The 13,377-nt window shown below is 41.5% G+C and carries 8 protein-coding genes; 2 read left to right on the top strand and 6 right to left on the bottom strand.

All coding sequences use genetic code 11. The features are described from left to right. Positions 1-21: 21 nt before the first annotated feature. A complete protein-coding gene (locus tag IPI59_10880; GenBank protein ID MBK7528038.1) occupies positions 22-879 on the top strand; it encodes a hypothetical protein in 858 nt (285 codons plus the stop codon). Between the two features lie 30 nt (positions 880-909). Here the strand turns inward: IPI59_10880 and IPI59_10875 are convergent, their stop codons facing one another. Then, complete coding sequence (locus IPI59_10875) at positions 910-1,953, bottom strand: acyl-CoA reductase (protein MBK7528037.1); 1,044 nt, start codon at positions 1,951-1,953, stop codon at positions 910-912. A 143-nt stretch (positions 1,954-2,096) separates the two neighbouring features. Here IPI59_10875 and IPI59_10870 point away from each other — a divergent pair, with 143 nt between their 5' ends. Then, entirely contained in the window at positions 2,097-2,444 is a 348-nt protein-coding gene (locus IPI59_10870) for a 4Fe-4S dicluster domain-containing protein (GenBank protein MBK7528036.1), read from the top strand. A gap of 45 nt (positions 2,445-2,489) precedes the next feature. On the opposite strand, the gene IPI59_10865 is transcribed toward IPI59_10870, so the two are convergent. From IPI59_10865 to IPI59_10845, 5 genes are all read right to left on the bottom strand, one after another. Continuing rightward, the gene (locus IPI59_10865; GenBank protein MBK7528035.1) at positions 2,490-3,575 is read right to left on the bottom strand and encodes a hypothetical protein; all 1,086 of its coding nucleotides are present in this window, start codon (positions 3,573-3,575) and stop codon (positions 2,490-2,492) included. A gap of 355 nt (positions 3,576-3,930) precedes the next feature. Beyond that, positions 3,931-4,317: a VOC family protein gene (locus IPI59_10860; GenBank protein ID MBK7528034.1), complete on the bottom strand. Its 387-nt coding sequence runs from the start codon at positions 4,315-4,317 to the stop codon at positions 3,931-3,933. Positions 4,318-4,358: 41 nt separating this feature from the next. Continuing rightward, positions 4,359-4,895 (bottom strand): hypothetical protein, encoded by a 537-nt coding sequence (locus IPI59_10855; protein ID MBK7528033.1) that lies wholly within the window; start codon positions 4,893-4,895, stop codon positions 4,359-4,361. A 217-nt stretch (positions 4,896-5,112) separates the two neighbouring features. Next, a complete protein-coding gene (locus IPI59_10850) occupies positions 5,113-11,889 on the bottom strand; it encodes a gliding motility-associated C-terminal domain-containing protein (protein MBK7528032.1) in 6,777 nt (2,258 codons plus the stop codon). After that, positions 11,838-13,334, bottom strand: coding sequence for a hypothetical protein (locus tag IPI59_10845; protein ID MBK7528031.1), 1,497 nt, complete (start codon positions 13,332-13,334; stop codon positions 11,838-11,840). Before IPI59_10845 ends, IPI59_10850 begins: the two co-directional genes overlap by 52 nt. Between the last annotated feature and the right edge of the window lie 43 nt (positions 13,335-13,377).

Below are 13,377 nucleotides of genomic sequence, written 5' to 3'. Positions count from 1 at the left end.
AAAAGAAAACAAAACTTAGCAATGCTGCCTATTCAATGGTTTTTGTGGATAATTCAAATGCTTACTTCCGGAAAACATCCGGAACAAACAATACGGATGCCGGCAGTTTTACATGAATCGTCGGGTTTATGTGCTATTGGCGACTCGTTGTTTGTATCGCACAACGACAGTGGCAATGCACCTAATTTGTATTTTTTTAATTATCAGGGCCAATTAGTATTAACCCTCGAAATTGCCAACGCAACCAACCACGATTGGGAAGACCTTACCTTAAACAATTTAAACGGCGATTTATATATTGCCGATATTGGCAATAATGCTGCTCGCCGGCAGGATGAAGTATTTAGTTTTTACAAAATTTTGGCCGCCAACTGGCAACAAGCTTTATCTTCAAAAGACAGGCGGGTTATTGTAAGGGCTGAGCCTATTAATTTTACCTACCCTAGTAGTCCACACAACGCCGAAGCAGCAATTTATTTTAACGACACCATTTGGATTTTCACAAAACACAGTACTAAAAAGCAAAAAAAATTGGGCTTTATGCGTTGTTTTGCCGTACCTGCCCAAGCAGCAGTTTCGCCAACAAATGCACCTATACAAGCCCAGCTTGCAGATAGTTTGTTTGTAGGCTCGCCAGTTACAAGTGCGGTATTTAGCTTTGAACAGCAATGTGTTTGGCTGTTAAGTTATGGGCAAATTACAAAAATTGAAACAAATCATCCGGGAAAATTACAAGGCAAAACCAAGCGGGTTTGGTCGCTACCGCCATTTTTACCCCCTCAAGCACAAACCGAAGCCATAGCAATTTTACCCAATGGTGGGCAAATTGTAATTACCAACGAAAAAGGCTGGTTGTGGTTTCTAAGTGGTTTTCCGTAGCAATTATGCCTAGTATAAAAAAGTAAAGGGCTAATTACAAACTAAATCGCTCAACAAAAACTGCATGGTATCAATTTTGTCGGCATAGTCGTTTAGGGCGGGTAGCTGTGTATGGCCAAACGGCACACAAAGACCGCTGCGTTGTGGGTTACCCACTACACATTGTAACTGTTCATGCACATCAATAAGTCTGTTGGTTAGGGTATCAGTTGTATCATAGTACTCGTAATATACCAAGCCGGTAGGGGCTGCTAATTCGGGGCGCTCTACCAAGGCAACAAATGAATTAGCTAAATGCGGTTCGCGATTTAGCAACATCATGGCGCAATAGTAGTCGTAATTATTTTTGTATTTATTGTGGTTTTCAACAAATTGCCAATCATCCCAAGCAGTTAAAATGCGCGTGAGGTCATAATTTTTTGGTACAAACAGTTTGGCAACATTGCGGCACCCCATACCAAAATACCTAAAAACATCATCGCCTAAGGCTTTTAGTTCTTCGGTTGTTTCGTGGCCGGTAATAATGGCTGCCGATACCCGGCTTTGCCGAATGATATGCGGATACTTTCCAAAATAATACTCAAAATAACGGGCGGTATTGTTGCTTCCGGTTGCTATGATGGCGTTAATATCTGTCAGTTTATCCGGAAAAGATATTGTTTGCGAAAGGTTTGCATCTAAATTACTTAATAAGTTCAAAACAGCCGGCAACAAAACATCATCTTTGGAAGATAATTTTATGGCGGCATGGTGCCCCGACAGGTAAACGCATAAAAAATCATGAAACCCGACCAAAGGTAAATTTCCGGCCATAATGATGCCCACTTTTTTAGGCGCGTTTTTTGCTTGTTTCGCTAATTCATCCGGATATTCTTGTAAGAAGGTTTTTAATTTTGCTTCATCTAAAAACTCGGTGGCAATGGCGTTTAAAGCGTAAGCAACATTGTTGTGGGTGAACCAAGGGTTTTGTCGGCAGGCTTTTTCAATAAATGGGCTTAATTGTTGTGGCTTATTGGCTATTTGATAGCCAAGCTGGGCTAAACAGCTTATTTTTTCATCTAAATGGGTGGGCATTGCTATAAATGTGGGGCGTAAATTCTATTAATGTGATATAAACTTTTTACCTTTGCTTCTTGTTCAATAATTGTTGCGTACAAAACTGCAAATTAACATCATAACCTTAAAAAAACCAAACTAATTAACTAATTTTATACTCCATGGCCATTATTATTACCGACGATTGTATTAACTGCGGAGCTTGTGAGCCCGAATGCCCAAATAATGCTATTTACGAAGGTGGCGTTGAATGGGCAATTGCCGATGGCACTACCGTGCAAGGCACCGTTATATTGTTAGACGGACGCGAAGTTAGCGTTAAAGAATCATTTAAACCCATTCAAGAGGACTATTATTATATTGTTCCGGATAAGTGTACTGAGTGCATGGGTTTTCATGAAGAACCACAATGTGCAGCAGTTTGCCCAGTTGATTGCTGCGTGCCCGACCCCGACTTCCGCGAAACAGAAGAAGCATTATTAGCCAAAAAAGCTAAAATGCACATATAAAATAAATACACAACGCAAATAGCTAAACCTGCTTGCAAAATACTTTTACCACGTAAAGGTGGCATAAGCAGGTATATGGTCGCTATAGCCGCCAAAATATTTAAAATCGCGGCCAAAAGTTCTGTTAGGCATTCTCCCCCACTTATTATCGTTATACAACATAAAGTCGGCTTTAAAATACCCCGTTTCTTCGGGCAGTACTTTAAGGCCGGCTGTTTTATGTACCATTGCCCTCGACACAATTACCTGGTCTATACGTTCCCATTTGCCTTGGTAGCGGTAACTTCCGCCTTTTGTACTATCCAATTCGGCGGTAATATTTATTAATTGCGTTTTGTTGTTTGCAGCCGAAATTCCTTTAGCGCCAAGAGTTTCGACAATACTTTTATCGTTCGGATGGTCGTTAAAATCGCCCATAATGATTATATTGGCATCCGGATTTTTTTTGAAAATAGCATCACATTTAGTTTTTAAAACGGTAGCGGCTTTTATTCGGTTGCCTTCGCTTAGTGTTTTGTCGTTCGAGTGGCGACTTGGCCAGTGGTTTAAAAATATATGCAATTCGTACTGATTGGCAATTTTACCATGTACCCATAAAATATCGCGGGTATAGTCGTTGTTTGGCAATGTTATATTAAGATTTTTGCTTTCTAAAACGGTAAAAATATCCGGATTATAGACCAAAGCAACGTCAATTCCGCGCTCATCGGGCGAGGGGTAATGCACTGTTTTGTAATGGTCGGGCAATACTGTTTTGTGGATCAAGTCGGTTAGAACCTGATTGTTTTCAACTTCGCAAACACCAAAAATTTCTGGAGGTTGGCCATCATTAGTGGCTTCAATTACCCGCCACAAATTATTAAGTTTATGTTGGTAGCGGTCGGTTGTCCATTTACCTTTGCCGTTAGGGGTGTAATCATCATCTCCGGGGTTGGCGGGGTCGTTAATGGTATCAAAAAGGTTTTCTAAATTATAAAAAACCATTTTTACCTGCCCATGATTAACCGCAGGCTGAGACGACGATATCTGTTGTGTTGTTTTGGGGCGGCAGGCTATGCTAAAATTAGCCAGAATGACCAAAAAAACAAAACTAGCAACAATATTAAATGACGGGCGTAAAACTATTTGCATGTACCTATACTGTAAAAAATGGTTGTTATTTAATTAAGGCAGCGCAAAGGTACGCAAAAGGGCATAAAAAAAGCTTACGGGTAAACCGTAAGCTCTAACCTCTAAAATTTCATGCTATGAAAACGTGCGAATGTTTAGGACTTGAACCTAAAATAGTTTTACTTACTATTGCGCCTGCGCATTCAACAAACAAACTATTTTAATCTTGTTGTTAGTACAAAGATACAGTAAGCGCTAAGCGTTTTGCAAGTATTTTTTGCTTTTTTTTATCAATATTTGTTAAAAATTGTTAATTTTCTCGCTAAAAGCTGGTAAAAAACCTAACACATCAAAAAATTAAACGCAAAAAATCACTTTATTGTTGCATTAGCCCTATTGTAGCGCCTGCGGGGTCGCGCACAAGTGCAAATAAAAACGCTCCTGCTTTGCGTGGGCCGTCAATAATATTTCCGCCAAAAGCTGTGCATTTTTCTAAGCTAATGGTTAGATCTTGCACCCAAATATAAAGTACCCAAACCGGAGGAATTTTGGCATTTACCCCCTGCTGATGGCAAACCCCGGCCACAACGTTTTCCGTATGTTCGGGCAAGGCCATACTATAATCGTTGTAGCTGCCCATGTTTACCGGAATACTTTTCCAGCCTACAACTTGTTCATAAAAATCGCGCAGTTCATCGGCGTTGGGTGCGGTTAAATCAAACCAAGCTAAAGAGCCAATGGCATTATGGGGTTTTAAACTCATTGTTGTTGTATTTTTTTATTTAAATGTATTTGTGTTTTATACTATCGCATAGGCGGGTGAGCATCGGGAGTTTTAGTTTCCTTCATAGCATCGGTCATTAAGTTTGGATTTTTTGTTTGGTTTGGGTTCAGTTTTATATAGCCCACGCCGTTGCAATCTGTACACGTTTGTTGTATTATTACTTTGTCGCTGCTAATTGACCACGGATACTTTTTTGTATAGGTTGCAACTGGCAAACTGCCGCGCCCGTTACATGTTTTACAAGGGTAACTGCGCAATTCGGTATATTTTTGCAACCAATAAAATCTTATTAAATTAAAAGCAATAAGTATTCCGGCAATAATTGTGTTTCCAATTCCAAACGGTGGAATTCCATTAAGTGTTTCTAAAAAAATAATATCTAACAGCATGGCAAACAACATAAAAAAACCTGCAGCCCACAGCCGAACCTCCCAATTAGTATTGCGCGGCTGCAAAGTATTATGTTGTGTAGTATATATTTTTAAAAAAAAGTAATACACCAAAAACAAGGCAGCATATAATAAACCTACAATTGCTATTAATGGTATTGACGTCATTATTAGGGTGTGAATTTTTGTTAAATCGTCAAACTAAATACAATTCTATTGAAATTTGAAGTGCTAAAAACAACCATTCCATATTATTTCGCGTAATAAATTTATAAAGACAGCAGTGTTTTTCATAGTTTTGGGTTTGTTTATAGCGGCGAGTTGCTAGTTGCAATTTGCCGCTATTTTATTTTGTCCCAATCGCCATCATCCGGAATATTTTTTTTTACCTAACCAAGGTTAAATTTCCTTCTAAAACTTGTTTTTTCCCATCGTTAAACGTAATTTCAGTCACTAATACATATACACCTACTTCAGCTTGTAGCGTTGAATTTTGGTACATTCCGTTCCATCCTTGGGTAGCGGTTAAAGCTACTCCATTAAAAATTATTTTTCCCCATCGGTCATATATCAACAAGTTATAGTTTAATATATTATTGCCTGCTGGTACAAAAACATCATTAAACCCATCATTATTAGGACTAAATGCAGTTGGTATGTTTACCACATTTGGCAATAGTACATTTATAGTAATTTCGGCTTCGTCTTGGCAACCAAAACTGTCGGTAATTGTAACTAAATACGTTGAATTTGCGGTAATAGTTGCTACTCCTTCGTTACAATTATTGTTGCTACAAATAATTTCAGGCGACCAGGTATAGGTTAATTCACCGCCAAAAGCAGAACTACCATTTGCTGTTAAAAGTACCGTACCACCTTTTAAAACCGCAGTATCGGCAGCCAATAATTTAACCTCCTCTATTGCCGACACAATAACCCCTTTAGTCATTGAAGCCGAACATCCGGCAATAGTGGTTTCTGTTAATTGAACCTCATAATTTCCGGTTGTTATTGGTTTGTAAACAAAGGGTCCGGAATTATTATTGATGACTTGGCCATTAATTTTCCACTCAAATTGTGAATCCGGATTTATATTTCCGGAAACAAGCAGCGTCAAATCGTCTCCTAAACAAATATAATCGGGTAGTATCACTTCCGGATTTGGCAAAGGCACAACAGTTATTTGAATAGTGGTATCATAACTACAAACCGTTGAACCAATATTTTGAACCAAGGTGTAGGTAATGTCGTGTGTACCAACTCCGGCCATATTAGCATAAAACAAATTACCCACAATACCACTACTATCTCCAAAACTGCCTCCAACTGGCTCAAAATTTAAGGTAACAGGTTCGGCATCTATACAATACGTTGGCAATACGCCGGTTACGGTTATTGGATTTGGCGGGCAGCTATAATTTTCAGTTGTGCAGCTAACGGTTGCCTCCGCGCTGTTACCACATTCGGCGGGGCCGTTTACAATAATTGTTATGCTTACCGTTTGTCCATCTGTTAAACCAGTGATTAATAATGTAGTATCGGTGGTACTGCCGTTTAAACCTGTAGAGGTGCTATAACTATAATCTAACGCGCCAGCTATGGCATCCCAAACAAACTCAATACTAGTATTAGTAATGGTGCCACAATTTACAACCACAGGGGGCAAACTGCCCACAACAGTAGCCGAGGCGGTTGCCAAGCATCCAAACGAGTCGGTAACAGTTACGCTGTAAACACCCGGAAGTAAATTTGTAGCCGTTGCCGAAGTTTGCACCGGACTTGTATTCCACAAATAACTGTAAGGCAAACTGCCGTTAGAAACATTGGCCGATACGCTTCCTTCGGGGGTAGCGCAAAGTGCTGTACCATTGGTAATAGTAATGCTTGGGCCATCAACGGCATCAATTGTAATGTTTAGCGTTGCAGTGCAGCCTTTGGCATCTGTTACCGTTACAATATAATTACCTGCACTTAAATTAATGGCGTTAGGGTTGTTTAGGGTAGCATCATGGCTCCAAGTATAAGTGCAAGGATTGGTGCCGCCAGTAGTCTGTGTTTCGGCAAAGCCATTTTTAAGGCCACAATGTTCGGCCTGAGAAGCTGTCAGGGCAATCTGTACCGGCGGCGAATCGCCAATAATTGCCGAGGCAATATCACTACAACCATTCGAGTCGGTTACGGTTACAGTATAGTTTCCTGCCAACAAGTTAGTAGCATCCGGGTTATTTAAGCCCGGATTATGGCTCCATGTATAAACCAAAGTGCCGTTTCCGCCTAAAACATCGGTAGCAATACTACCATTCGCTTTATTACAAGTTGCATCATTAATTGAAGCAATACTCAGGTCTGGAGCGGCAATGCAATTAATATCATAATTGCCCAAAGTTTCACATCCTAAAGCATCTGTAACGGTAACAGAATAAGTACCGCAAGTTACATTGTATAAGTCTTCGCTGTTCATGCCATTATTCCACACCAAAATGTAAGGAGGCATTCCGCCCGATATTGTTATTTCTACTCCCCCATCTAATTTGCCGCAATGCTCAGGTAATATCGCATCAAGGGCAATTTGTGGGCCGTTGCTAACAGCCACCAAAGTACTACCCGAAACAGCGCAACCTAAGGCATCGGTTATAGTTACCAAATAATTGCCCGCGCTTAAATTAGTAGCAACAGGGCTGTTTAAATTTGCATCGTGCGACCAAGTAAACGTACATGGCTGCAGTTTGCCTGTTGTATCAATGGTAATACTGCCATTAGATGTCCCACAGGTAGCATCTGTTACACCTCCAAAAACTAAAGGCATGGGGTCGGCAATGGGTATGATTACCGTTATTACAGAGGTGCATCCTTTGGAGTCGGTAACTGTTACATCATAATTACCACTAACCAAATTACTTGCCGCTGCCGAACCATCCGGAATAAAATCGGGCCAATCATAATTATACGGTGGCGTGCCGCCTGTTGTTTCTAAAATAGCAGCCCCGTTTTTTAAACCACAATACTCGGGCGTAATATTTTTGATGTTTAATGATGGGCCAGCAATATCCGGAATAAAAACATCTAAAAAAGAAGTGCATCCATTAGCATCAGTGGCCGTTACTGTATAATTTCCGGAGGACAAATTGGAAGCCAAAGCCATATTTTGCATGGGCACACTATTCCAAACAAAATCAATTGGGCTTGTACCGCCCAAAGCGGCTACCTCGGCACTGCCATTAGCCTGGCCACAATTAGCCGATATTAGGCCAACCAAACTAAGAATTGCGCCCTGTTGGTCAATAAGCACTATTACCGCTGTTGCTTGGCAACCATCTTGGTCGGTAACGCTAACACTATACACGCCCGCAGGTAAATTACTTATTGAATTAGTATTATTGGGTGTTGGCGACCACGAATAAATAAGCGTTCCATTGCCACCTGTAGCAGATATACTGATTTCTCCGTTGGCTTGTCCGCAAGTGGGATTAGTGCTGTTATCAATTGTTATCTGCGGTGCTCCGATATTTGAAATTGACAAGGTCAAACTACTGCTACAACCATTTAAATCGGTAACTGTAACGGTATAAGTGCCAACTCCTAATCCGGATGCCGTGGCTGTATTTTGCGGCGGTGTTGTATTCCACAAAAAAGTATAATCGTTTATATTTCCGGGCACTAAAACCTCAAGGCTGCCGTTATTTTGCCCGCAGTTAGCTGGCGTGTTGTTGCCCGGCGATAAAACAGGGCCAGCACTATCTGTAAGATTTTGGCTAAGTGTGGCCTCGCAACCCGAAGCATCGGTTACTGTTACGCTGTAAGTGCCCGCCAATAAATTAGTAGCATTGGGGCTATTCAACAACGCATTATGCGACCACTTAAAGGTGTAGGGCAAAACACCACCATTAGCATTGGTTTCAATTGAGCCGTTATTGTTGCCACAACTTGTATTAACACTATTAACTAACGAAATACTTACACCCACAATATCATTAAGCGTAACGTTTAATATTGCAGTACAACCATTTGCATCGGTAGCGGTAATGGTGTAAGTGCCGGCAGGTAAATTGTCGGATTTGGTACCGCTACCTATGGGCTGCCAACTTAAATTACTACCCGCACTAACCTGAACGGTTATGCTGCCATCGGAAAGGCCGCAATGAGCATCTGCTTGTGCTATTAGGGTAAGTGTAGGCCCATTTACACTACCAACTGTGCCAGTTAAAGTAGCAGCGCAACCATTGGCATCGGTAACAGTTGTGGAGTAGGTACCGGCCAACAAATTATTATAAGTAACATTATTGCCCGACAAGTTGCCGGGTTGCCACGTGTAAGGTGGTTGCCCTCCATTTGCAGTAAAACTTAAACTGCCCGATGCTTGTCCACATGCTGCATTAGTAGAATTAGTTAAACTGATACTCGGAGCACCTAAATTAACAATATTAAAGCCAATAGTGTCGGTACAACCATTGGCATCAGTAACCGTAACACTATATACGCCCGCGCTCAAATTGTTGGCACTAATAGTATTGCTAACATTAGGCAACCAGGTATAAGTAGTAATCGGTGCGCCGCCGGCAGTAACTTGCAGCGTAGCTGTCCCATCCGATGCTCCGCAATTAGATTCAGTTGTAATTACATTGGCAATATCTGGCGAGGCTTGGGCATCAATAGTCAGGTCTATTTGGTCGGTGCAGCCATTAGCATCGGTAAAAAATACGGTATAGCTGCCGGGGGGCAAATTGTTGGGATTGTTGGTATTGGCTACATTGGGGGTCCAAAGCCATGTACCAGCGTTGCTACCTGCGCTATTATTAATGTTGGCAAATCCATTATTAAGCCCACAAGTAGCAGGGTTACTCGAAACAAGTACTAAGTCGGGATTTGAAAATCCTACTACCGTTACCACCAATACATCTGTACAGCCTGTTTCGTCTTGGGCGGTAAAAGTGTAATTACCCGCAGGAAGCCCGTCAATGATACCATCTGCCGGCACATTGCCAGACGAACCGTCATCGGCAAGCCAGGTAATATTTACCACGCCCGTACCACCACTAACCGAAACGGTAATTTTGCCATCGGTTTGCCCGCAACCGGCATTACTTACATTAACTAAATTTATTTCGGGGGCGCTTGGATTGACGATTTCAATGGTTTCAGAATCGGTGCAGTTATTGGCATCGGTAACGGTAACGCTGTAAAAGCCCGCTGGCAAATCGGTAATATCCGGATTATTGCCCAAACTTGGCGACCATTCGTAAACAAAGGGCGCTGTACCATTTTCTGTTTCAAGGTCAATAGCACCATTATCAACACCACATGATGCAGGTATGATATTGGCAACAATAATATTAGGAGCAGGTGAATCGGCAAGCGTAAAACTTTGCGTTGCTATACATCCGGCTGCATCGGTAACGGTAATATTGTAGGTTCCGGCATTTAATCCGGATGCAATATTTGAATTGCTAACATTGGGCGACCAATTGTAAGTATAATTGGGTGTGCCATTAGTAATATTTAATTCTAAAATGCCATTAGCCTGACTGCAAGTTGTGTTTTGCTGATTAATTAAGACAAAACTTACTGGTGGCGAATCTGTGAGGGTTAAAGAAAGGGTAGTTTGACATCCGGCGGCATCTGTGGCTGTTAGCACATAATTTCCGGATGGTACATTTACAAGATCTTCGGTGTTAATATTACCCGGCATCCAAACAAAATTAAAAGGTTGTAATCCCCCTGTTATTTCAATATCGGCACTGGCGTTGGCTTGGTTACAAGTAGCATTTGTTGTACTTACTATATTTGCTGTTGCTGCCGCACTATTGGGTAAACTTATACTTAACTGTGCGGTGCAGCCCAATGCATCGGTTACTGTTACCGTGTATGTGTTGGCATTAAGTCCGGTTGCCGTAGGGCTATTTAAACTTGCATTATGCGACCACGTATAACTAAACGGCCCAGTGCCACCAGTAGGGCTAACTGTAATTTCGCCGTTGGCTTGCCCGCAGGCGGGGTTAATTTGGTTGGTTAAAATAAGGCTTGCTGGCGGTGAGTCGTTAAGGGTAAATGAAGCGGTTTGCGTACAGCCTAAAGCATCGGTAATTTGTAAGGTATAATTTCCGGAGGGTAAATTGCTTATATCTTCGGTGGTATAACCGCCCGGCGACCATAAATAAGTGAAGGGTGGCAAACCATTGCCTCCAACTGATACCGACAAAGCACCGTTGGCTAAATTGCAACTTGCTTGTTGTGCAACGTCAAGGGTAATTGTTAAATTAACTACCGTTAAATTAGTTGTTACAGTACTATCACAACCGTTTGATGCTTGTAAAACATCGGTATAAGTTCCCGTTGTGGTGTAAGTGCTGTTTCCTATGCTATAAGATGCCCCGTTACAAATTGTAATATCGTTTGAGGCTATAATAGCAGGTAAAACTGTTAATTGGGTGGTAACTACGCTATCGCAACCGCCTACCGAAGTAAATAAATCTTGATAAATGCCATCGGCGGTGTAAGTGCTGTTGCCAATCGTATAGCTGCTGCCATTACATATAGTTTGTGGATTATTGACGTTAATTTGGGCTGTTACCGTTAAATTTGTAGTAATTGTACTATCACATCCGGCGGCATCAATCAATACATCGGTGTAAGTTCCCGTAGTAGTGTAGGTATTAGTTCCTACGGTAAAAACATCGCCATTACATATTTGAGGGTTTAGAGTAATATTTGATTCGGGATTTATCGTTAATTGCGTGCTAATCAGGCTATCGCATCCATAAATTGTTGGCAACACAACATCATAAGTTCCAGATGTAAACACATTAGTACCATCGGGCAATAAATAAGGTGTTTGACTTTGGCAAATGGCTATGGGTATAATTTGGCTATAATTGTTGTTTGCTGTTAAATTTGTGGTAATTATACTATCACATCCGGCGGCATTTATTAATATATCTGTATAAGTTCCGGAAGTAGTATAGGTGTTAGTACCTACAGTAAAAGCATCTCCATCGCATATTTGTGGATTAAGCGTATTGGTCGAGTTGAAATTTACCGTAAGTTGGGTTGTTATTAAGCTGTCGCAGCCATTGCTTGCAGTTAATAGTACCGGATAATTTCCGGATAATGAAACTAAACTCCCATCCGGAAGTTGGTAGGGGAGGTCGTTTTCGCAAATTGCCACCGAACATCAACTGTAAAATTGGGCAATATAGTTAAAGTGGTAATAATTGTACTATCGCAACTGTTAATAGTAGGCAGGGTAACCGAGTACACGCCGTTAGTATTTACCTGCGAGCCATCGGGCAAATTGTAGGGCAAACTTGACGGACAAACTTGCGCATCAACGGTTTGGGTATAATCGGGGTTAACTGTTAATTGGGTTATAACTACGCTGTCGCAACCATTAGATGCCGTTAATGTAACTGGCCAGTTCCCCGCACCATTCGCTTGTCCGCCGTTAGGTAAAGTATAAGGAAGTTGGTGTTGGCAAATAATTTGTGGGTTATTGGTTGTAAACTCGTTTAACACCGTCAAATTGGTAGTAATAATACTGTCGCAACCGTTGGCAGCCACAAGTGTAGCTACGTAGGTGCCAGTACTGCTGGCCGTTGTATTGTCGGGTAAAATATAGGGCAAATCCGAAGGGCACACATTCACATTTTGGTTAGCGCTAAACGTGGGTAGCACCTCAACGGTACGTTCTAAACTGCTTGCGCAACCTCCAAGCGTAGTAAAATTTAGCGTATAAGTAATGTCGGTTGTGGTATTACATATAGGATTTTGGGCATTTGGATCGTCTAAATTAGTGCTGGGCGACCATACCCAATTGCTACCGTCTGGTGCGTTTAGCTGAACAGTTGACCCATTGCACACGGTAAGCGTATCTATTACTTTGGTGAAGGAATAGCCTTCAATACAAACAACTTGTACATTCGACAACGCACCAGTTGAGCCGGTAAATCCAAACCAAACATCCGGATTGCAACCGAAAGTATTGCCCACTATATCTCCAATATTTTGACTGATTCTTAAAATATTATCAAAATAGACCTCAACGATATTTGTTGCCGGGTCCCAACTAATCACTACATCGTGGTCTGTGTTATCTTCTACATTAATGTTGCCGGGCAAGCAACCAATGGGGCCTGCTAAATTATCGGTACTGGCATGGTTGGGGTTGCCATTGCGCATAACGGCTATGTGGTCGAAAGTAGCTGGGTCGTTGTATGGCGAGCCGTTATGATAGGTGTCAAACTCTACTCCAATAGATGGCGCTATGCCCTGGTAGCCAATTCCGCCGCCACCCGTACCCGATGCCGCCGTACCCGAAGCGCTGCTTTGCCATAAAAAAGCAATTCCATCGGCACCATTACTGTCGTTGGCACCAAAATTAAGTTGGCAATGTATGGTAAAGGGAGCAGCCAATGTAATTTTATCGGTACACCAAATACGACCATTTTGATTGCTTTGCGCTTGCGTGAGGCGGAAACAAGTATCATTAAGTTTAAATGCATTACCACCTAACTGAAATGGAAGCGGATCTATTTGAGCGAAGGTCTTTAAACTGCTAAAGGCAACAAGAACAAAAAGAAAAATAAGGTTTATTTTTTTGTAAAACTTAGGCATAGGCAGCAAAAAATTGCAAATTGTAAAAAGAGTTGAATGCACA

The sequence above is a fragment of the Sphingobacteriales bacterium genome (genome assembly GCA_016706405.1).
In the GTDB taxonomy this organism is placed as follows: domain Bacteria; phylum Bacteroidota; class Bacteroidia; order Chitinophagales; family UBA2359; genus BJ6.
Note: the sequence above shows the minus strand (reverse complement) of the source record. Positions and strands in the feature narration are given on the sequence as shown.